The organism is Sinosporangium album (assembly GCF_900100605.1).
Taxonomy (GTDB): domain Bacteria; phylum Actinomycetota; class Actinomycetes; order Streptosporangiales; family Streptosporangiaceae; genus Sinosporangium; species Sinosporangium album.
Map to the genome: position 1 here is coordinate 46077 of NZ_FNCN01000016.1, position 21867 is coordinate 67943.

Here is a 21867-nt window from a genome sequence, read left to right on the forward strand (position 1 = left end):
CACTTTCACGACAGTCTGAACGAGGTCACCCCTGTGCCGAGTGGCAAGGTCAAGTGGTACGACGCCGACAAGGGATTCGGCTTCCTCACCCGCGACGACGGCGGTGAGGTCTTCGTCCATTCCTCCGCACTCCCCAGCGGGGTCGACTCCCTTAAGCCCGGCCAGAAGGTCGAGTTCGGTGTGGCCGAGGGACGCCGCGGCCAACAGGCGCTTTCCGTGCGCGTCCTCGAACAGCCCCCGACACTGGCCAAGGCTCCCAGGGCCAAGGGAAAGCGGAAAAAGCCCGACGAGATGGTCGTCATCGTTGAAGATTTGATCAAGCTTTTGGACGCGATCTCCACGTCCTACCAGAAGGGCAAGCACCCCGACGCCACGCACGCGCACAAGATCGCGACGGTGCTCCGCGCGGTGGCGGACGACCTGGAGGGCTGAGCGAGCGCCCTTCAGGTCTGCGCGGAGGCCCTCCGGGCCTCCTGTGTGCGGGGGGCTTGCGCTGTGGGCGCGACCGGGCGGCGTGCGGAGCACGGCCGACAAGACGTACGGCACGGCCCCGCCGTCCGGTCACCCGAACGGGTTGGCCAGCGGCTTCGTACGTTCGACGGTGGGTTGGTTGTCGACATCCTCCCCGTGGACGCGCGAACGAGCCGTCCGCCGGTTCGCCGAGCCCCGGCTCCGGGACAGGCGCAGCCGACGCGCGATGAGCAGCCACGCCAACGTCAGCCCCGTCACGGCGGCCACCCCGGCCAGCCCCGCCGGGCCGCGCGAGAGCAGCGACATGACCAGCCCGGCGACACCGCCCAGCACCCAGCCGAGCTGGAGGAGCGCTTCCACCACCCCGAAGGTGGACGAGCGCACCTCCTCCCCGATCTCCCGCTGCACGATCGCGTCCAGCGCCAGCTTGCCGAGTTCCTGGGCGAAAGCCGCGACCAGCGCCACGGCCACGCCGGCCCACAGGCCGAAGAGGTAGGCCGCCACCGCGGCGGTCGCGGTGCAGAGGCCGAGCGAGGCGAGCACGGCGATCTGCGGCGACCTGGCACGTATCAGGGACGCCGCGGCGGCCCCCGCCAGGCCGCCCGCGCCCGCGGCCACCGCCAGCAGGGCGATGGTGCCCTCGGCGGGGAGGCCGGGGAGATGCTTGTCCTGGACCAGGAAAAGTAGATAAAAGAGGAGGAACCCTGAGAAGACCCGGATGGCGGCGTTGGCCCTCAGTGCCTCCGATACCACGGGACCGACCCTGAGCAGGGTGCGCCACCGCGCGATCTTCGCGCCCTCCTCGTCGACCTCGGCCTCTTCGAGATCGGGGGAGTCGATGTGGCGCGGGAGCCGTACGGCCTGGACCCCGAGCACCAGGAACAGCACCATGGCCCCGCGCAGCACCCACTCCGCCCCGAGCCAGGCCACAAGGCCCGCCCCGATGGGCAGGGCCACCCCCGCTGTGACCAGCGAGAACAGGGCAACCCTGGCGTTGGCGGTCACCAGTGTGGTGTTGGCGGGCAGCACGCTCGGCATGATCGCCGCTCGGGACACGTTGTACGCCTTGGACAGCACCAGCACGCCCAGGGCCGCGGGGAACAGGGTGATCACGTCACCGGGGCGTACGGCGGCTGCCATCGCGAAGCACAGCAGGCCCCTGGCGAACAGGGTGCCCGCCATGACGTAGCGGCGGCCGGAACGGAAACGATCCAACACGGGGCCGACAAAAGGGGCCAGCACGGCGAACGGCACCATTGTGATCAAGAGGTAGAGCGCCACGTGGCCGCGCGCCTCGTCGACCGGCAACCCGAAGAACAGCGTGCCTGCCAGCGCCACCGTGATCAGCGCGTCGCCCGCGCTGTGCGCGGCGGTCACCTCGATCAGACGGCCAAGCCCCGTACGGCCCGCCCCGCCGGCGTGCGTCAACCGCCGCGTCGCCCTGCCGACACTCCGTGTCGCCCCCGCGGCGCCCCGGCCGACCTTGCGCGACGTGCCCGCGGCCCCTCTCCCGGCACGCACAGTGACCCGCCCCGCCCGGGAAGCCCCTCGACCGAAACCCCGGGCCACCTCCCCGATCTTCCGCCAGTTCATCACAGTTTCATTATGCGGCGGTCATTCATGTCGGGTTGGGACCTGCTTTGGGTGGGTTGGTGGGGCGGTGGGAGGACGGGCGGGGGTGGGGCGATGGCTCGGGGCGGGCTGGGAGGCGTTTTTTGGGGGTGGAAGGGCTGTTGGGGGGATGTGTTGCAGGTTTGGTGTGGTGCTGGGTGCTGGCCGGTGTGGGGATGGGTGAGAATGAAGTGTGAGCCGTACTCGATCCCGCACCCCAGCACTCGACCAGGCATGCGTCGACGCCGTCGAGTTGGCCCGTGTGGCCGCGCAGCAGATCGCCAGGCCGGGTGAGGTCGGCGAGCATCTGGGTTATGAGGGCGAGGGTGACCGGGTCGTCACGCATTACTTCGCGTGCCTGGACCGCGCCTACCGGGGATGGCGCTGGGCGGTGACGGTGGCGCGGGCGTCGCGGGCGCGGCATGTGACGGTGAGTGAGACCGTGTTGCTGCCCGGGGCGGAGGCGCTGATGCCGCCGGCGTGGGTGCCGTGGAGCGAGCGGCTGCGCCCCGGGGATCTCGGGGTGGGGGATCTGCTGCCGACGTCGGCGGACGACGACCGGCTGGCGCCGGGGTTCAGTTCCGACGACGACACCGACCACCAGATGTTCTTCGAGTACGGCCTGGGCCGTGCCCGTGTGCTTTCCCCGCTGGGGAGGGATCAGGCGGTGCGGCGCTGGCACTCGGGCGAGTCGGGCCCGCATTCGCCGTTGGCGCACGCGGCGCCGGCGCAGTGCTCGACGTGCGGTTTCTATTGGCCGCTCGCGGGGGCGCTGAGGATGGGGTTCGGGGTGTGCGCGAATGAGTACGCGCCGGACGACGGCAAGGTGGTGGCCGCCGATCACGGGTGCGGGGCGCATTCCGAGGCGGCCGTGATGCCTCCGACTCTTGAGCAGCCGCCCCCGATCCTCGATGATCTTGGCTATGACCTGATGGAGGCCGACGACGAGGCCACCGATCTGACCGGGTCGGTCGAAGAGGATGTGTCTGAGCCTTTCGGTCACTCCTGACGACCGGCCGACGCCCCCACCTCTTCCTGGGACCACATACATGACCGATATTTCTGGTAGTGATGTCGCGGCCCCTGCCACAGCATCCGGTGACGACGTGTTCGGGGTCGCCCGGATGCGGGCGGCCGTGCTGGACGCCTGGTCGGCGTCGCCCGCAAGGTTTCGTGAGGACGCCAACGCCGAGGAGGACTTCGCCCTCGGCGGCTACCGCGACCGGTTGATCGTGGAGTTGGCGCAGAACGCGGCGGACGCCGCCCTGCGGGCGGGAGTGCCGGGACGGCTGCGCCTGGTGTTGAAAGACGGGGTCCTGACGGCGTCGAACACCGGCGCCCCGCTCGACGCCGCCGGTGTCGAGGGGCTGGCGACGCTGCGGGTCTCGGCCAAACACGACCAGAAGGGCGCCGCGGGCAGGTTCGGCGTGGGGTTCGCGGCGGTGGTGTCGGTCTGCGACGCCCCGCTGATCGGGTCCCGCGCGACCGGTGCCGTGCGATGGTCGCGCGAGGAGACCGCCGCGCTCGTGGCCGGCCTGCCCTCCCTGTCCGGGGTGCTGCGCGACCGCGAGGGCCATGTGCCCATGCTGCGCCTGCCGTTCGCCGCCGAGCCTCCGGAGGTGCCGGAGGGCTTCGACACGGTCGTACGGCTGCCGCTGCGCGACAAGACCGCCGAGGAGAGCGTCCGGCGGATGCTGGACGAGACCGATGCGGCGCTGCCGCTGGGCATGCCCGCGCTCGGCGTGATCGAGATCGACGTGGACGGTGACACCCGCACCGTCGCCGCCGACAACTGGCGTGTCGTCTCGGCGTCGGGGGAGTTCACCCCGGAGCAGGTGGCGGAGCTGTTCGCCGACAGGCCGACGGAGGAGCGGGCGAGGCCGTACTGGTCGGTGCGCTGGGCGGTGCCGCTGGCGGCGTCCGGTGAGCCGCTGCCCCTGCCGGCGGGCGTGCCGCCGGTGGTGCACGCGCCGACGCCCAGCGACGAGCCGCTCGACCTGCCGGCGCTGCTCATCGCGACGTTCCCCATGGCGACCGACCGCAGGCATGTGGCGAAGGGGCCGCTGACGGCGTTCCTCGTCGAGCGTGCGGCCGAGAGCTACCTGGAGCTGCTCTCCGGGCTGCCCCGCACGCCCGCGCTGCTGGGGCTGGTCCCGGGGCTGATGGGCAAGGCGGAGCTCGACGCGGACATCCGGCGCGCGATCCTGCGCCGGCTGCCCGATACGCCGCTGCTGCCGGCGTTGTCGGCCCCGGCCGAGCCGCGGGGCACCGGACCCGTGGACCCGTTCGAGCTGCTCAACGAGCCGGAGAAGACGGCGCGGCCCGCCGGCGACGAACCCGACGGGTGGTGGCGCCCGTTCGAGGGCGCGGTGGCGGGCCGCCAGGCCACGTCGGTCGCGGGGTCGGCCGAGCTGCTCGACCTCGTGGCGCCGGTGGTGCCCGGCCTGCTGCCCGCCGACTGGCCTTCGCGCCATCCGGCGCTGACCACGCTCGGGGTCAGGCGGGTGGAGCTGGCCGAGGTGATCGAGCTTCTGTCGGGCGACGCGGTCGAGGGCCGCGACCCGGCGTGGTGGCGTTCGCTGTACGACGTGCTGCCGGCCGACGACCCGGAGGCCATCGGCGCGCTGCCGGTCCCGCTGGCCGATGGGCGGCTGGTGCGCGGGGCGAGGGGCACCCTCGTGCTGACGGAGGGGTCGTCGTCCCTGGACCCGGCCGTGCTGGCGCCGCTCGGGCTGCGCGTCGTCCACCCCGACGCGGCCCATCCGCTGCTGTCGCGCCTCGGGGCGGCCGAGGCGACTCCGCGCACGGTGCTCGACGACCCGCTGACCCGGGCCGCGGTGGCCGAGTCGATCGACAGCGGGGAGGCCGAGCCGGTGGCGGCAGCCGTACTCGCCCTGGTGGAGGCGGCGGGGCTGACGGCGGGGGAGGCCCCGTGGCTGGGGGATCTGGCGCTGCGGAGTGAGGCCGGTGAGTTGTATCCCGCCGGCGAGCTGCTGCTGGCCGGTGGCACGCTGGCGGGCCTGGTCGAGGAGGACACGCCGTTCGGGGTGGCCGCGCCCGACCTGGTGGAGCGTTACGGGCCGCGCGTGCTGGCCGCGGCGGGGGTGCTCGACGGGTTCGCGGTGGCCAACGACACCGACGTGCTGTTCGACCTCGATGAGTGCGATCACGGGCTCGACCGCGAGGAGGAGTGGCTCGAGGCGGTGCTCGACATGATGCCCGAGCTCGACGTGCCGCCGGTCGCGCCGGAGTTCACCGCGATCAGGGACCTGGAATACGTCGCGGACTGGAAGGCCGCCCTGGCGCTGCTGACCCGTCCGCCGCTGCGCGCCGCCTTGCATCCGCTGCGCGTGGTGTCGGGGGGCGAGACCATCGAGGTCCCCTCGTATACCGCGTGGTGGCTCAGCACCCACCCGGTGCTCGGCGGGCACACGCCCACCTCGCTGCGGGTGGCCGACGGCGATCCGCTGCTGTTCGGCCTGTACGGCGAAGCCCCCGCGGGCCTCGACCCCGCGGCCCTGTCCATGATCGGTGTGCGCACGACGCTGGCCGACCTGCTCGCCGAGCGCGGCGGCCCCGAGGAGCTGCTCGATCTGCTCGCCGATCCCGATCTCGAGGTCGACCGGGCGCAGCTCCGCTCCCTGTGGATCGCGCTCGCGGCCGTGGACCCGGCGAGGGTCGAGCCGCCGGGCGCGGTGCGGGCGGTGCTGCACGGCGAGATCGTCGTGGCCGATGCCGAGGACGGGCATCTGGTGGGCGGCTCGGGAACGGGCGGCTCGGGAACGGGCGGCTCGGGAACGGACGGCTCTGCAACGGGCGGCTCTGGCGCGGGTGGCGCGGGAGGGCCCGTGGTGGTGGAGGCGCCCGACCTGCTTTCGCGCGTGGCGGACCGGCCGCTGCTGCTGGCGCCGTTCGATCTCGCCGAGGCGCTGTCGGAGCTGCTGGACCTGCCGCTGGCCGGCGAGGTCGTGGCGGGCGAGGTGACCTCGTCCGGCACCGTACGGCAGGTGCCGGCGGCGGTGCGCTCGCTGCTGCCGACGGCGCCGTCGACCTATGTGGAGCACGACGAGCTGCTGGTGGACGGCGTCCCGGCCTCGTGGAGGTTCTTCGAGGGAGCGGTGCACTGCTCGGGGGTCGACGGTCTCGCGCGCGGACTCGCCTGGGCGGCGGGCCACTGGGCCGACCGGCTGGCCGTGGCCGCGCTGCTGCGCGACCCCGACGCGGTGCCGCTGCTGCTGGCCGAGGCCGACCTCGACAGTTTGAACGGCTGACGCGAGGCGGACGGCCGGCGCGTCACACGGTGGCGGGCCCCTGCGGGGGGTCGCCACCCGGCCGTTCGTCGTCGCCCGCGCGCACCGGTGCGGCGCGGGCCGCGGCGCGGCGGTCTTTGCGGCGGATGAACCAGACCCCGAACGCTCCGCCGACGATGCCGGCCACGCATGTCCACACCCACCAGCTCTGCTCCAGGTCGGGCTGGAACACGAGCAGCACGATCAGCGCGAGCGCCCAGATCCCCGTGCCGACGAGCACGGTCGCCATGTCGTTGGTCTTCAGCGGCTCGGGGTCGGGTCGGCGCGGCTGGCTCACGCATACACCCTACTTCGCCACCGTTCCCCGGCTCCGCGCCCACTCTCGGTAGGGCGCCGCGGAGTCATGATCGCGATGTGCGGTCCCGACTCACGGTGGGGGATTGGTCGCGGAGAGAGGTGAGTAGGCTCGGCGTCTGCCGGAAAACTGTGGTGCTTGGAGGGAATGCCATGGAAGCGTATATAGTTAGCAAAGGTAATGAGACATGCTAACGAACCCTCCCAAGGTAAGCCCGGTCGCGAACCTGCGAAGCGACGTCGGGTTGGCTTCCGCGCTACGAGTAACGCTGGCGCGGCTGAACAGAAGACTGCGAAGACAGTCGGCGAAGCACTCGCTGACTCCCACGCAGCTCGCGACGCTCGTCGCGGTGGATCGGCATTCCGCGATAACCCCCGGCGAATTGGCCGAGCAAGAGAAGGTACAACCGCCCTCGATGACAAGGGTGATCGCCGCGCTGGCCGCGCGCGGCTTGGTCTCCCGCACTCCCCATCCGACCGACAGGCGGCAAGTGACCGTCACCGTGACCGAAGCCGGGCTGGCGCTGTTGAAGGAGGAGCGCCGACTCAAAGAGGCCTGGCTGGCACAGAGGTTGAAGGAGTTGACTCCCGAGGAGAGAACGGTGCTGCGGCAGGCGGCACCGATCTTGGAGAAGCTCAGCAAGATCTAGCGGACCCCGACGAACGCCGCGCGGTCGTGCCGAAGGCACGGCCGCGACCCGACCAAGCCGCCGAGCCTTGGCGGGAGAGTCGGCCCGGAACGGGAGCGCGGGTCGAACCTGGAAGTGACGAAACCGGTGCGGGCGACGCCGCGGACGCGGCGGTCGAGATCGCCGCGCCGGCTGCGGAGGCCGACGCCGTACCCGCTCGGGGTGGGATGTTCCGATCCCTGCGGATCTACAACTACCGCCTGTTCGCGAGCGGCGGCGTGGTGTCCAACACCGGGACGTGGATGCAGCGCACCGCGCAGGACCTGCTGATCCTCGACCTGACCAAGGGCAGCGCGGCGGCGCTCGGCCTGGCGACGACGCTGCAGTTCATGCCGCAGTTGCTGTTCGGGCTGTGGGGCGGGGGGCTGGCCGACCGCTATCCCAAGCGGCCGGTCCTGATCATCGCGCAGTCGATCATGGGTGTGCTGGCGCTGACGCTCGGCCTGCTCGTGGTGACCGGGACCGTGGCCGAATGGCACGTCTACGCGATGGCGTTCGTGGTCGGCATGGTCGCCTGTGTCGAGGTGCCGACGCGGCAGTCGTTCGTCGCGGAGATGGTCGGCAAGGCCGACCTGCCCAACGCGATCGCCCTCAACGGCTCGATCTTCAACCTGGCCCGTGTGGTCGGCCCCGCCCTAGCCGGTGTGCTGATCTACGCGCTGGGCGGGCCCGGGCCGATCTTCCTGGTGAACGCGGTGTCGTTCGCCGCGGTGATCTCCGGGTTGATCTTCATGCGCAAGGCGGAGCTCAATCCGTCGGAGCGCGTGCCGCGGGCCAAGGGGCAGCTCCGGGAGGGGCTGCGCTATGTGCTCGACCGCCCGGAACTGCTGATGCCGATGCTTCTGATCGGCTTCGTCTCCATGTTCGCGCAGAGCTTCGGCATGTCGATAGCGCTGATGGCGGGCACAGTGTTCGACGCGGGCGCCGCGTCGTTCGGGGTGGCCTCAAGCGCGTTCGCGATCGGTGCTCTCGCCGGTGCGCTGCTCGCCGCGCGCCGGGTCAAGCCGAGCAGGAAGTTGATCGTCGGGGGCGCGGTGAGCTTCGCATTGCTCCAGATGCTCTCGGCTCTCATGCCGTGGTATCCGCTTTACCTCGCCGCGCTGATCCCCGCCGGCATGGCGATGATCACCGTGAACACCGCGGCCAACGCGGCCGTGCAGATCGCGACCTCGGCGGAGATGCGTGGGCGTGTGATGGGCATATACGTCCTGGTCTTCACCGGAGGCGTTCCCGTCGGCGCCACCGTACTCGGCTGGCTCGCCGAGCTCGGCGGGCCCCGTGCCGGTGTGATGATGACCGGAGTGCTGACCTTGGCCGGCGTCGGCCTGGCCACGGCGCTCACCAAGGTGATCACGCGCAGGAGGAGCTCACGTGCGGTTGTTCGTGGCGTTGCTGCCGCCCCGGGCGGCGCTCGCTGAGGTCGAACGGCTGGTCGCGCCGCACCGCGACGACTGGCCGGGGCTGCGCTGGACCGACCCCGGGCTCTGGCACCTCACCCTCACATTCATGGGTGAGGTGCCGGACGGGCTCCGGCCCGATCTGGAGGTACGGCTGGCGCGGGCGGCCTCGCGCCGCCCGCCCATGACGCTGGCGTTCGCCGGGGCGGGGGCCTTCCCGTCCCGGGGGCGCGCCCGGGTCTTCTGGGCGGGCGTCAATGGGCCACGCCCGGCCCTGACTCGGCTGGCGGAGTCCGTCGAGGCCGCCGCCCGGCGTGCGGGGGCCTCGCAGGGGGAGGCGCGGCCGTACCACCCGCACCTCACCCTGGCCCGCACGCGGGCGCGTACCGGCGGTGAGGATGTGAGACCGCTGGTCGAGGCCCTGGAGGCGTTCGAGGGGACGCCGTGGCGGGCCGAGGAGATCCACCTCATGCGCAGCATGCTGGGACGTCCTGTGCGATATGACTCACTCGCGTCCTGGCCGCTTCGTGGCCCTAACACCGCCTAGGCGGGGTTAGGCTCCATGGCGTGGAACGTCCTCGCCGCTGGTTGCTGCCCACCGTCCTCGGGCTGCTCGTGCTGATCGTGGTGATCGGCGCCGCCCTGACGTGACCCTCGGGCCCGCCGGCTACCAGGCGTAGGCTTCGGGAGCGGTCTTGTAACCGGGGAAGATCTCGTCGATCCGCGTCAACGCGCCGTCGTCCAACGTGATCTTGAGTGCTCGAAGTGAGCCTTCGAGCTGGTCGAGCGTGCGCGGGCCGATGATCGGCGCGGTGACGGCCCTCTGATGGAGCAGCCAGGCCAGGCCGACGTGTGCCGGGTCCTCGCCGAGCTCATCGCAGAACGCCTCGTAGAGTTCGATTTTGTCCCGGTGTTTCTCCAACTCCTTGGTGATGAACTCCGACGCCGACCGGCCCTTGTCGGTTTTGCGGAGCACGCCGCCCAGCAGTCCGCCCGCGAGCGGACTCCACGGAATAAGGCCCACCCCGTAGTCCTCGCACGCGGGGATCACCTCAAGCTCGGGCGCGCGAACAATCAGGTTGTAATGCGTCTGCTCCGACACCAGGCCAAAGGAATGGCGCCGCCGTGCCGATTCCTGTGCTTTGACGATGTGCCAGCCCGCGAAGTTGGACGACCCCACATAGAGGATCTTGCCCTGCTGCCGCAGGACGTCCATGGCCTCCCAGAACTCTTCGAAAGGCGTGCTTCTATCGATGTGATGCGCCTGGTAGACATCGATGTAATCAGTGTGGAGGCGTTTCAACGAGGCGTCGCAGGCGCGGCGGATGTTCAGCGCCGACAGCAGGTTCTCGTTCGGCCAGTCGCCCATCGAGCCGTAGAGCTTCGTCGCGATGACGGTTTTCTCCCGGCGGGCTCCGCCTTTGGCGAACCACCGGCCGATGATCTGCTCGGTGACCCCCTCGCCTTTCTTCCAGCCGTAGACGTTGGCCGTGTCGAAAAAGTTGATTCCGAGGTCGAGGGCCCGGTCCATGATTGTGTGGGAGTCCTCTTCGGAGGTCTCCCGGCCGAAGTTCATGGTGCCGAGACAGAGCCGGCTGACCGACAGCCCGCTGCGTCCGAGGTTCACATAGTCCATGAGTTTCAGCGTAGATACCCGGAGTGCACTCCAGGAGAGCCCACGCCGGTCCGATGTTGATCTTCTCTGTGGGAGTTCATCCTCCGGTGCGGGCATCAGCGGATAACAGGGCATGATGGCGGCATGGGGACACGACGGGGGCGCGTTTATCGCCGAGTCCGACGGATCACTGTCGCCGGGGCCCTGTCGGCCTCGGTGCTCGCCGTCTGCGCCGTCCCCGCCTTAGGAGCTTCGTCCAAGGAGTCCGCGGCGCCGTCCGAGGGGGCCGCGGGCTCTGCGGGGCCCGTGTCCTCGGCCGTGTCCTCGGCCGTGTCCTCGGCAGTCTCCTCGGCCGCGCCCGAGGAGACCGAGAAGCTCGCCTTCAGGATCACTGACAGCCGCATCGGCGAGTCGAGCGGCCTGGCCGTCTCGCCGACGCACGACGGCGTGATCTACACCCACAACGACAGCAGCGACGGCCCCGTCTTCTACGCGCTCGGGCCGAACGGCCGCACCAAGGCGAGGTTCACGCTCAAGGGGGCCGTCGCCCGCGACTGGGAGGGCATGGCGGCCTCCGTCGAACCGGGGACCGGGCGGGGCGTGCTGTGGTTCGCCGATATTGGCGACAACTTCAACGGCGCCTGGCCGGACTACTCGGTGTACAAGGTCTACGAGCCGACGTCGATGACCGGTGGCGCGCTTGAGGCGGTCCGCTACCGCTTCCGCTACGCCGACGGAAACCGCAACGCCGAAGGCGTGATGGTGAACCCGCGCACCGGCCGGCTCTACATCGTCAGCAAGGAGTTCAGCGGCTCCATCTACGAGGCGCCGAAGCAACTGCGCACCGACCGGGTGAACATGCTCCGCCGCGTGGGGTCGGCCCCCATCATGGCGACCGACGCCGCCTACGCCCCCGACGGGTCGAGTTTCATTATCCGCACCTATCTCTCCGCCTCGCTCTACCGCGCGCCGGATGAGCTGATCGCACGGGTGTCGATGCCCGCCGTACGGCAGGCCGAGACGATCGCCTACACCCGCGACGGAAAGGCGGTGCTCACCGGCACCGAAGGGGCCGGAAGCCCGGTTTACCGCGTTCCGCTCCCGGCGGAGGCGTATCCCACCCCGACGCCGAGCCTCACCCCGTCGCGGGCGGCGGCCGAGAAGAGGGATGACGGGACGGACGCCGCCGCCGCGCGCGCCGACGAGGGGCAGGACGATTCCGGCGTTCCCATCGGCATGATCGCGCTGTGGCTGGTCGTCGCCGTCGGCGCCACCGGGGTGATCGCCTTCATCGCCCGCCGCGCGCACTGAGCCCGGCCGTTCGCCCGGCCGTTCGCCCGGCCGCTCGTTCCGCCGTTCGGCCGGCCGTCCGGCCGTTCGGCCGTTCGTTCCGGCCCGGTCCGTGCCTTGCCGGCCTCTGGGTTCGGCCTCGCCGGACTTGATGGGGCATTGACTGCGAGTGAAGTGTGTCGGTCATGCGCGGTGGGCTCTTCCGGGATGCTGGGAGTGGCGCTAATTTTCGGAGATGCGTCTGTTGATGACCTGTGCGTCCGGTTTGGTGGACTCGCACATGGTCTCGGCGTGGCGCGCCGATCGCTATGTACCAGTACTCCAGGCTGAGGGGGCATCGTCAGCGATTGTCTACCCTGAGGGAGTTGTGGAACCGGGGCAGCCTACGCTCGTTGCACTGAATGAGGGCTTCTGTACCGGTGTCAGCCTGGGCTGGCCTATCGCGAAAGGCGGTGTCGGATTGATGGGCGTGCGCGATCTGGCGACCGTTCCAGGGGAACGTGCGGAATCGGGGCGAGGAGCGCCGGGCTCCCCGCCGCGCGGTAGCCGTTCCCGTCGGACCGTGGGAATCCGCAGGTCGGCGCGGGGGTACGTGCGGTGAGCTCAGAACGCATCGGGGTGGTCGGGGCCGGAATCCTCGGCCTTGCCATCGCGCGTGAACTCGCACGCGAGCGGGGCGCGACGGTGACCGTACTGGACAAGGAAGACCGGATCGCCGCCCACCAGACCGGCCACAACAGCGGCGTCGTCCACGCCGGCATCTACTACACGCCCGGCTCGCTCAAGGCGAAGCTGTGCCGTGAGGGCATGGCGATGATGCGCGCCTACTGCGCGGAGCACTCCCTTCCCTATGACGAGGTGGGCAAGCTCGTCATCGCGACCACACCGGCCGAGCGGGCGGGGCTGCGGCGCATCGCGGAGCGGGCACGTGCCAACGGCGTGGCCGACGTCGCCGTGCTGGACGGCCTGGGGCTGCGCGAGATCGAGCCGAACGCGGTCGGGGTCGGCGCGGTGCATTCGCCGCGTACGGCGATCACCGACTTCGCCGCCGTCGCCCGCCGGTTCGCCGCCGATGTCGAGGAACTCGGCGGTGGCCTGCGGCTGTCGCACCCGGTCCAGGCGATCCGCGAGACGTCGAGCGGGGTGCAGGTGCGGGCCGCCGGACAGGACTTCACCTTCGACAAGCTCGTCGTGTGCGCCGGACTCGGCACGGACGCGGTCGCGAAAATGGTGGGTCGCTCCGGGGAAATGCGCATTGTGCCGTTCCGCGGAGAGTTTCAGAAACTTACCGGATCGGCGAAAGACCTGGTGAAGGGCCTGATCTATCCGGTCCCAGATCCCCGATATCCATTCCTAGGGGTGCATCTCACCCGTAGGGTGGACGGAGACGTGCTGGTCGGGCCGAACGCGGTCATGGCGCTCGCCTACGAAGGCTACTCCTGGGGACGTATCGTGCCCTCGGAGCTGCGAGACATCCTGGCCTGGGAGGGCACCCGGCGCATGGCGCTCAAGCATTGGCGCACAGGACTGTCCGAGGTCTACGGCTCGCTCATCAAGGAAGCGTTCCTCGCGGGGGCGCGAAGATTCGTGCCCGCCCTCTCGGTCTCCGACCTCGCTCCCGCGACCGGGGGCGTGCGGGCGCAGGCCGTGGCGAGGGACGGCGGCCTGCTCGACGACTTCGCCATTGATGTGCACGGCCCCGTCGTGCTCGTGCGCAACGCGCCCTCCCCGGCGGCCACCTCAAGCCTGGCGATCGCCAAGCACGTGGCCGCAGTCGTCCCCCCGGCGGGGCGCGGAGGGCCGCAGGGGGCGCAAGGGGCGCCGGAACCGCGAGAACCGAGGGAACCGCGAGAACCGCGAGAGCACGGTAAGAACCATTGACCACCGGCATTCTCCCACTAGGGGGTGAAGACAGGGACGTGACCGACTCCCCGGAAGCACGACTCCTGATCGTCGAGGACGAACCCAACATCCTCGAACTCTTAGCGGCAAGTCTGAGATTCGCCGGATTTGAGGTTAAAACCGCTGGGACCGGCTTGGAGGCGGTCTCCGCCGTACAACGGCACCGGCCAGATCTCGTCGTACTCGACGTGATGTTGCCGGACATGGATGGTTTCGATGTGGTGCGCAGGTTGAGGGGCGGCGGCACGCACACACCGGTCGTCTTCCTCACGGCGCGAGACGGCACCGAGGACAAGATCCGCGGGCTGACGCTGGGCGGCGACGACTACGTGACCAAGCCGTTCAGCCTGGAAGAGGTGATCGCGCGCATCCGCGCCGTGCTTCGCCGTACGTCGGGAGGCCCGTTCACCCCGCCGCCGCGGCTCACCTTCGCCGACGTCGAGCTGGACGAGGAGAGCCACGAGGCGTGGCGAGGCGGCAAGGCGATCGCCCTGTCGCCGACTGAGTTCAAGCTCCTGCGCTACTTCATGGCGAACGCCGGACGCGTGCTGTCGAAGGCTCAGATCTTGGACCACGTGTGGGACTACGACTTCCGGGGAGACGCCGGAATCGTCGAGTCCTACGTGTCGGTGCTGCGCCGCAAGATAGACAACCGTGACCCCCGGCTCATCCACACCCTGCGGGGCGTGGGCTATGTGCTGCGGCTGCCGCCGGGAACGTGATGATCAACCGCGTCAGGCGGCTGTCGGCCCGCACCCCCCTCCGGGTCAAACTGGTCGCCGCGGTGATCGCGCTGACGGTGACCGGGCTGCTCGCGGTGGGGACGGGCAACGTCTCGCTGCTGCGGAACTATCTGGTCGAACGGGTCGACACCCGCATCGACGAGGTGGCCGACCGGGTCATCTGGCGCGTTATCCGCAAGCCGAAGGAGGACAAGCGGGTCTGGGTGCCCGACGACGCGATGGTGCGCATCACCAACGCGTCGGGCATGGAGGAGTACTTCGAGAGCGGCATCGACGTGCAGGGGCTTCCCGAGCCCCGGCTCACCGGGGTGCCGCTGCACGAACCGCACACCGTGCGGGCCGTGTCGGGGACGCTCCTCTGGCGGGTGAAGATCCAGCCCGCCGAGGGCAACCGTACGCTGGTCGTGGCCATGACCATGTCCGAGGTCAACCAGACGACCAGCACCTTGGCGGGGTTCGAGCTGCTCGGCGGCGTTGTCGTCATAGTCCTGCTCGCCGGCATCGGGGCGGTGATGGTCCGCCGGAGCCTGCGCCCGCTGACCGAGATCGAGCGTACGGCGGGAGCCATCGCTGCCGGGGAGCTCAGCCGACGGGTCCCCGAGGCCGCGGGCGACACCGAGGTGGGCCGGCTCGCCCGCGCGCTCAACGGCATGCTCTCCCAGATCGAGAGCGCCTTCACGGCGCGTTCCCAGTCGGAGCGGGCCGCTCGCCGCTCCGAGGAGCGCATGCGCCAGTTCGTCGCCGACGCCTCGCACGAACTGCGCACCCCGCTCACCTCCATCCGGGGCTTCGCCGAGTACTACCGCCAGAACCCCGACGCCGACACAGACGAGCTGATGCGCCGCGTCGAGTCGCAGGCGGCCCGCATGGGCGTCTTGGTGGACGACCTCCTGCTTCTTGCCCGACTCGACCAGAAGCGGCCCCTGGACACCCACCCGGTGGACCTTCTCGCCGTCGCCGCCGACTCCATGCACGACGCACGCCTGCTCGCGCCGGAACGCGCCATCTCCCTGGAGGTTGTGGGGGACGAGGCGATGATCGTCAACGCGGACGAGACGCGGCTGCGCCAAGTGGTCGGCAACCTCATGTCCAACGCGCTCATGTACACGCCGGAGCCCGGCGCCATCACGATCAGGGTGGGCGTGGAGCAGGAGGAGGCGTTCATCGAGGTCGCCGACGAGGGCCCCGGGCTCTCCCCGCAGCAGGCGGAACGCGTCTTCGAGCGCTTCTACCGGGCAGACTCCTCCCGCGCCAGGCGGGGCGTGGAGGACGGGGGCAGCGGGCTTGGGCTCGCCATCGTCGCGGCGATCGTCGAGGCCCACGGTGGCTCGGTCGCGCTCAAGACCACGCCGGGCTCCGGATCCACCTTCCGCGTCACCCTGCCCCTCGCCCTCGACTAGCCGCACCGGCACCCGGCTTGTACCGGCACCCGGCTTGTACCGGCACCCGGCCGCCGGCCGCCGACACGCTTCTGACGTGCGTCATTATCGCCTCAAATAAAGATCACATCGGGTGAAGCCTCGACAAGGGCGGGTCGGCGGCCGGCGTCGCTCGGAGAGCATCGGCCCCATGAACAGCTCACTTCCGGTGTGCGAGGCCGACGTGCCCGCCACCGGGCGGTGCCGCGAGGGGAACACCTATGACATCGCCCCCGCCGCTCTCCCTGAGCCCGCCCCCGATCCCGTACCCGCTCACGCGGCGACGCGGCTGCTGACGCGGCTGCGGACATCCACCGGACGGCAGAACCCCTACCCCGTCTATGCGGCATTAAGAAACCTCGGCCCGCTGCTCCCCACCACGTGGGGCGGCCTGCTGGCCACCGACTACGACACCTGCGCCCGTGTGCTGCGCGAACCGGGGTGGCTCGTGCCGAGCACCCTGTGGAAAGACCGCAACGTTCCCGGGTGGCGGAGCAGGGTGTCCCTAGCCGAGGCGGCGCGGTCCATGATGCAGTTGGACGGCTCCGCTCACGCCAGGCAGCGGACGGCGCTCGCGGGGCGGCTGTCCGCCCGTGCGGTCGCCGAACTCGGGGGTGTGATCGAGCGGGCCGTCGGCGAGCGCCTCGACGCCCTCGACGACGAGCTGCGGCGCACCGGCTGCGCCGACTACGTCCGCATCGTGTCCGACCCGCTGCCCATGACCGTGCTGTGCCTGGTGCTGGGCCTCCCCACGGCCGACGCCGGATATCTGGTGGAGGCCGCCCGGAACTACTCCTACGCCTTCGAACTGTCGCCGACGGCCGAGGAACTCGACGCCGCCGACACCGCCGCCGTGGCCATCTACGACTATGTGCGGGACGAGGCCGAGCGGCGCCGTGCCGTACCCCGCGGCGACCTGTTGAGCGACCTGGTGGAGATGGAGGACCGGGAGGGGCCGGTGGACCTCTCCTACCTCGTCGGGGGCACGCTGGTCGTCACCGGGTGGGAGACCACGGCCGCGCTGCTGAACGGCATGGTGGTGGGCCTCGGCCGCCATCCGGAGCAGGCGGCGTGGCTGCGGGCCAACCCCGGTGAGCTCGAACGGGCGTGCCGGGAGGTGCTGCGGTGGGACCCGCCCGCGCAACTCGCCAGCAGGGTCGCCGAGCACGACACCGTGCTGGCGGGGCGTCCGGTGGCCGCCGGCCAGATCGTGCACGCCCTGCTGGGATCGGCGCAGCACGACCCGGCCAATGTGGCGCGTCCGGAACAGCTCGACTTCAGCCGCGATCCCGCCCCGTCGCTGGCCTTCGGCCTCGGCCCGCACTACTGCGCCGGCTCCCGGCTCGCGCTGCTGGAAGGCGGACTGGTGCTGTCCGCCCTGCTCGAACGCTTCTCCAGGCTCACGGTCGTCGGTCAACCCGAACGGCCGCGCGGAATCGCCTTCCGGGACATCACCTCACTCATGGTGGCGTACGCATGACCATCATCCGGCCGCCCACGGTCACCCTCCGCAGGCAGGGCCCCGTCGCGTATCTCACCTTGGATCTGCCGCGAACCGGCAACGCCCTCAACATCCTGCTTCTGCGCGAACTCACCGCAGCCGTTCACGAACTGAACCGCGACGACGACATACGCGTGATCGTGCTGGCGGGCGCGGGCGACTGCTTCAGCGTCGGCGGCGACGTACGTGAACTGCTGGACCTGGCGGACTCCGATCCCGGCGGGCGCGCCGTACGGGAGGCCGTGGAGCGCGGGCGTGAGGCATGCCAGGCGCTGTCGGGGGCCCGCCCGATCACGCTGGCCCGGCTCCACGGCAAGGTGTTCGGGGCGGGGCTCGCCCTGGCCGTCCACTGCGACCTGCGCGTCGCGGCGGACGACGCGCTGTTCCGCCTGCCCGAGCTCTCGCTCGGCATGCCTCCCCTGTGGGGAGGCGCGGGCTTTCGCCTGATCTCCGAGATCGGCGCCAGCCGAACTCGGGAACTGGTCTACCTGTGCGACACCATCGACGGACGCACCGCGCTGACCTACGGTCTGGTCCACGGCCTCGCCACCCCGCGCGACCTCGACCAGACGGCCGACCGGTGGGCCCGCAGGCTCAGCCGCCGCCGCGATACCGCCGTGCGCCTCACCAAGACCGCGCTGCGCGCGGCCGAGGCGGCATATCGGCAGGGTGACCTGACACTCGCCGATGGCGACCTATTCCACTATGGACTCAGGTCCATGGTGACTCACGTGAACCTACAGGAAACGCTCAGCAACACCTGAGCTTGGCTCAAGCGCGCTCGGGGATCGTTAACGATCGTGAACCTGATGACCAGTACTGGAGGGACAACCCCCCGTCCTCCATCACAGGTCCGGTGGGCGGCCGACCGCATCAGGGCGCGCTCATGAGGGCCGCCGAGGCGCGCCTGCTCGTTGTGGATGACGAACCCAACATCAGAGAACTCCTCTCCGCGAGCCTGCGCTATTCCGGATTCGACGTGATCACAGCCTGCGACGGCAGGGAGGCGGTGCGGCTGGTCGACCGCATGCAGCCGGACCTGATCGTCCTCGACGTCATGCTGCCGGACCTCGACGGATTCACCGTCGCCACCCGGCTGCGTTCCGCCGGCCACAAGATGCCCGTCCTCTATCTGACCGCGCGGGACGCCACCGAGGACAAGGTGGCGGGCCTGGCGCTGGGCGACGACTACGTGACCAAGCCTTTCAGCCTGGAAGAGGTCCTGGCGCGCATCCGCGCCGTGCTCCGCCGTACGCGCGGCGACCTGGAGATGCCCGCGCGGCTCCAGATCGCCGACCTGGAGATGGACGAGGAATCACACCAGGTGTGGAAGGCGGGCAGGCCGGTACGGCTGTCGCCCACCGAATTCAAACTGCTGCACTATTTCATGGTCAACGCAGGTCGTGTGCTTTCTAAAGCGCAGATACTTGACCACGTGTGGAACTACGACTTCGGCGGTGATGGAGGGGTTGTGGAATCCTATGTCTCCTATCTGCGACGGAAGATCGACAGGACCGAACCGAGGTTGATCCACACGCTGCGCGGCGTCGGCTATGTGCTGAGACCCCCACGCCAGTGACGGCTGACCGGTGGCCGTTGGGCGGAGTGCGACGGTTGTTCCTTCGCACTCCGCTGTGGGTGCGCCTGGTCGTCGGCACCTCCCTGCTGGTCACACTGGCCATCGCCCTCACCGGGGTCTTCGCCGTACAGCTTCTGCGCAGCTACATGCTGGAACGCATCGACGCCCAGCTCTCCGTCGCGGCCAAGCCTTCCCGGGCGCCACCTCCACCTCCCCCGCAGACGTCCCCGCACGACCACGTACCGGCCCCGGCCGATGTGGGGGTGCCCCCCGCGCCGGACGGGCCGAAGGCACTTCTCAGGCCGCTGCGGATGTTTGGAATGTTCTACCTGGTCCTGCTCGGACCGGACGGTCGGCAGATCCGCATGGTCAGCGAGCCGACCGAGCACAGGAGACCCAAACTGCCGTCCCTCACCGCCACCCAGGTCGTGATGCGGGAGAGTATGCCGTTCACCGTGCCGTCGGTGGGCGGGAACGGCCCCCGGTGGAGGGTGCTGGCCGCGCCGCTCAACAACGGGAACAGCCGCGTCGTCGCCGCGAGCCTGCGCGACGTCGACAGTACGGTGGCCAGGCTCGTACGCATCGTGATCGGTGTCGGCGGGGCCATCCTCGTCGTCATGGCGGCGGCCTGCCACTGGCTTGTACGGCGCAGCCTGCGGCCCCTCGCCGAAATCGAACGGACCGCGGGGGCCATCGCCGCGGGAGACCTGTCGCGCCGCGTGCCCGTGGAACACGCCGGCACCGAGACAGGCCGCCTGGGCAAGGCCATCAACGGGATGCTCACGCAGGTCGAGCGGGCCTTCACCGACAGGAAGGCGTCCGAGACCGCCGCACGCCGGGCCGCCAGAGCCGCCGACGAGTCCGCGCGGGCCGCCCAGGAGTCGGCGCTCGCGGCCAGGGACTCCGAGGACCGGATGCGAAGGTTCGTGGCGGACGCCTCCCACGAGCTGCGCACGCCGCTCACCTCGATCCGCGGCTTCGCCGAGCTCTACCGTCATCAGGACAGCGAGGGCGACACGGAGGCCAAGCGGCTGCTGCGGCGCATTGAGGATGAGGCCAAGCGCATGGGCCTCCTGGTGGACGATCTGCTGTTGCTCGCCAGGCTCGACCGGCAGCGGCCCATCGACAGCACTCCCGTCGACCTGCTCAGTCTGGCGGCGGGAGCCGTACTGGACGCGCGGCTGCTGGCACCCGACCGGAAGATCGAGCTCGTGCGGCTCGACGGCGGGGAGGGGGCGCTGACGGTGCCGGGGGACGAGGCCCGGCTCAGACAGGTGGTCGGCAACCTTGTCGACAACGCACTCAGGCACACACCGCCCGGCACGGCGTTCACGGTGAGCGTGGGGGTGGTCGGGGACGGGATGGTCCTGGAGGTCTGCGATCAGGGGCGGGGGTTCGGAACGATGGACCCCGAGTGGGTTTTCGAGCGTTTCTACCGGGCCGATCCCTCGCGGACCCGCGGTATGGGGGGCGGAAGCGGGCTCGGGCTTTCCATTGTGGCGGCCTTGGTCCAGGCCCACAGGGGAACGGTCACGGCGGAGCACGGGCCGCAGGGAGGGGCGCTGTTCCGGGTGGTGCTGCCTCGGAGGCGGATCGCGCCCGAGGCCGGGCGGGAATTGTGGAGCGGCTGAAATCCGCCCCATGTTCGCAGGCCGGCCCATGGGTGTAGTTTTCAGGTGACCTTCAGCTTGGCCGGATCTGGCGTTGAGCTTGGTGAGCTGCAATGGGTCTTGAGATGCTCCCCTTGGGTGAGGATCCCGGCATTCGAGCTCCCGCTGCGGGGGAGCCGCCTGGAGACTTCACCCGTTCCCCGTGGGAGATGCCGCCCGGCCGGGCATGCCCCCGTGGCCCGGCCGGGCGGCCTTTTTTCGGCCTTTCCCGGCCCTCCCGCCTTTCCTTTCTTGGCCTCTGTCCAACGACTTCCCGCTCAGGCGCCTCAGTGCGGTCGCTCGGAGTGCTCGTGGTGCTCCTGCGCGTCCCGCAGGTCGGCCAGCGGGTCCGGGCCGGTGGCGCCGGCGCCGAGCTCGCGCGGGCCGCTCGCCGAGACGTCGGACGCGTCGGCGACGGCTTCGGCGGCGGCCTCGGCGGCCTGCGCCGCCTCCTCGGCCGCGGCACTGGTCACGGTCGCGTCGGACTCACCGGCTTCGCGGGTGGCGGCGGACTTGGGCAGGGCTTCGGTGAAGGCCCGGGAGACGCCCTGGAGCGCGGAGGTCACCTCGCTGGGAATCACCCAGAACGTATTGCCCTGGCCCTGCGCGAGTTGCGGAAGAACCTGCAGGTACTGGTAGGCCAGCAGCTTCGGGTCGGGGTCGTTGCGGTGAACCGCCTGGAAGACCTGGTCGATGGCCCTCGACTGGCCTTCGGCCTTGAGGATCGCGGCCGTGCGCTCACCTTCCGCCCGCAGGATGTTGCTCTGCTTCTCGCCTTCCGCGGTGAGGATCTGCGACTGGCGGTGGCCCTCGGCGGTGAGGATGGCCGCACGCTTGTCCCGTTCGGCCCGCATCTGCTTCTCCATCGCCTCCTTGATGGTCTTGGGCGGGTCGATGGCCTTGATCTCCACGCGGTTGACGCGGATGCCCCACTTGCCGGTCGCGTCGTCCAGGACGCCGCGGAGCTGGCTGTTGATGGTGTCGCGCGAGGTCAGCGTCTTCTCCAGGTCCATGCCGCCGATGACGTTACGCAGCGTGGTCACGGTGAGCTGTTCGATGGCCTGGATGTAGTTCGCGATCTCGTAGGCCGCCGCCCTGGGGTCCGTGACCTGGAAGTAGAGCACGGTATCGATCTCGACGACGAGGTTGTCCTCGGTGATCACGGGCTGGGGGCGGAAGGACACGACCTGCTCACGCAGGTCGATCATGGGGTATACCCGGTCGATATAGGGAATGACGAAGTTCAGTCCCGGTTGGAGTGTGCGGTTGTAGCGGCCTAGCCGCTCCACGTTGCGGGCCCTGGCCTGCGGCACGATGCGAACGGCGCGCAGGACCGTGAACACCGCGAACAGCACGACCAGCAGTCCGGCGATCAGCACTGCTTCCATGCTTTACTCC

Annotated in this window: 18 protein-coding genes; 14 read left to right on the forward strand and 4 right to left on the reverse strand. The window is 70.2% G+C overall.

What is annotated here, in order from left to right; translation table 11 throughout:
- Positions 1-33 precede the first annotated feature (33 nt).
- Complete coding sequence (locus BLQ73_RS17855; protein WP_093171606.1) at positions 34-432, forward strand: cold-shock protein; 399 nt, start codon at positions 34-36, stop codon at positions 430-432.
- A 129-nt stretch (positions 433-561) separates the two neighbouring features.
- Here BLQ73_RS17855 and BLQ73_RS17860 read toward each other — a convergent pair whose 3' ends face one another.
- Positions 562-2064, reverse strand: a complete 1503-nt coding sequence (locus tag BLQ73_RS17860; RefSeq protein WP_093171607.1) for an MFS transporter — start codon at positions 2062-2064, stop codon at positions 562-564.
- Between the two features lie 211 nt (positions 2065-2275).
- Here BLQ73_RS17860 and BLQ73_RS17865 point away from each other — a divergent pair, with 211 nt between their 5' ends.
- Positions 2276-3091, forward strand: a complete 816-nt coding sequence (locus BLQ73_RS17865; RefSeq protein ID WP_093171608.1) for a DUF3027 domain-containing protein — start codon at positions 2276-2278, stop codon at positions 3089-3091.
- 40 nt (positions 3092-3131) lie between these two features.
- Positions 3132-6353, forward strand: coding sequence for a sacsin N-terminal ATP-binding-like domain-containing protein (locus BLQ73_RS32505; protein WP_176955523.1), 3222 nt, complete (start codon positions 3132-3134; stop codon positions 6351-6353).
- A gap of 22 nt (positions 6354-6375) precedes the next feature.
- On the opposite strand, the gene BLQ73_RS17875 is transcribed toward BLQ73_RS32505, so the two are convergent.
- Positions 6376-6669 carry a DUF2530 domain-containing protein gene (locus tag BLQ73_RS17875; RefSeq protein ID WP_245691165.1) on the reverse strand — a complete coding sequence of 98 codons (294 nt, stop codon included), beginning with the start codon at positions 6667-6669 and terminating at the stop codon, positions 6376-6378.
- Positions 6670-6874: 205 nt separating this feature from the next.
- On the opposite strand from BLQ73_RS17875, the gene BLQ73_RS17880 reads away from it, so the two are divergent.
- From BLQ73_RS17880 to thpR, 3 genes are read left to right on the forward strand one after another with little or no spacing between them, the layout of a single operon-like run.
- Positions 6875-7336, forward strand: coding sequence for a MarR family winged helix-turn-helix transcriptional regulator (locus BLQ73_RS17880; RefSeq protein ID WP_093171609.1), 462 nt, complete (start codon positions 6875-6877; stop codon positions 7334-7336).
- 26 nt (positions 7337-7362) lie between these two features.
- A complete protein-coding gene (locus BLQ73_RS17885) occupies positions 7363-8793 on the forward strand; it encodes an MFS transporter (protein ID WP_245691166.1) in 1431 nt (476 codons plus the stop codon).
- Positions 8747-9319: an RNA 2',3'-cyclic phosphodiesterase gene (gene thpR / locus BLQ73_RS17890; protein WP_093171611.1), complete on the forward strand. Its 573-nt coding sequence runs from the start codon at positions 8747-8749 to the stop codon at positions 9317-9319. The genes BLQ73_RS17885 and thpR overlap by 47 nt, the downstream gene beginning before the upstream one ends.
- A 120-nt stretch (positions 9320-9439) precedes the next feature.
- Here thpR and BLQ73_RS17895 read toward each other — a convergent pair whose 3' ends face one another.
- Positions 9440-10408, reverse strand: coding sequence for an aldo/keto reductase (locus BLQ73_RS17895; RefSeq protein WP_093171612.1), 969 nt, complete (start codon positions 10406-10408; stop codon positions 9440-9442).
- Positions 10409-10531: 123 nt separating this feature from the next.
- Between BLQ73_RS17895 and BLQ73_RS17900 the strand changes: the two genes are divergently transcribed.
- From BLQ73_RS17900 to BLQ73_RS17935, 8 genes are all read left to right on the forward strand, one after another.
- Positions 10532-11698, forward strand: a complete 1167-nt coding sequence (locus tag BLQ73_RS17900; protein ID WP_176955524.1) for a hypothetical protein — start codon at positions 10532-10534, stop codon at positions 11696-11698.
- Between the two features lie 576 nt (positions 11699-12274).
- Complete coding sequence (gene lhgO, locus BLQ73_RS17905) at positions 12275-13558, forward strand: L-2-hydroxyglutarate oxidase (RefSeq protein ID WP_093171613.1); 1284 nt, start codon at positions 12275-12277, stop codon at positions 13556-13558.
- 38 nt (positions 13559-13596) lie between these two features.
- Positions 13597-14301: a response regulator transcription factor gene (locus BLQ73_RS17910; RefSeq protein WP_093171614.1), complete on the forward strand. Its 705-nt coding sequence runs from the start codon at positions 13597-13599 to the stop codon at positions 14299-14301.
- A complete protein-coding gene (locus BLQ73_RS17915) occupies positions 14301-15722 on the forward strand; it encodes a sensor histidine kinase (protein ID WP_093171615.1) in 1422 nt (473 codons plus the stop codon). Before BLQ73_RS17910 ends, BLQ73_RS17915 begins: the two co-directional genes overlap by 1 nt.
- Positions 15723-15891: 169 nt before the next feature.
- Positions 15892-17220, forward strand: a complete 1329-nt coding sequence (locus BLQ73_RS17920; RefSeq protein ID WP_093171616.1) for a cytochrome P450 — start codon at positions 15892-15894, stop codon at positions 17218-17220.
- Positions 17217-18005, forward strand: a complete 789-nt coding sequence (locus tag BLQ73_RS17925; RefSeq protein ID WP_093171617.1) for an enoyl-CoA hydratase/isomerase family protein — start codon at positions 17217-17219, stop codon at positions 18003-18005. Before BLQ73_RS17920 ends, BLQ73_RS17925 begins: the two co-directional genes overlap by 4 nt.
- Before the next feature lie 122 nt (positions 18006-18127).
- Positions 18128-18820: a response regulator transcription factor gene (locus BLQ73_RS17930; RefSeq protein ID WP_093171668.1), complete on the forward strand. Its 693-nt coding sequence runs from the start codon at positions 18128-18130 to the stop codon at positions 18818-18820.
- A 26-nt stretch (positions 18821-18846) separates the two neighbouring features.
- The gene (locus BLQ73_RS17935; protein ID WP_245691167.1) at positions 18847-20451 is read left to right on the forward strand and encodes a sensor histidine kinase; all 1605 of its coding nucleotides are present in this window, start codon (positions 18847-18849) and stop codon (positions 20449-20451) included.
- Positions 20452-20756: 305 nt separating this feature from the next.
- On the opposite strand, the gene BLQ73_RS17940 is transcribed toward BLQ73_RS17935, so the two are convergent.
- Positions 20757-21857, reverse strand: a complete 1101-nt coding sequence (locus tag BLQ73_RS17940; RefSeq protein WP_093171618.1) for an SPFH domain-containing protein — start codon at positions 21855-21857, stop codon at positions 20757-20759.
- Positions 21858-21867 lie beyond the last annotated feature (10 nt).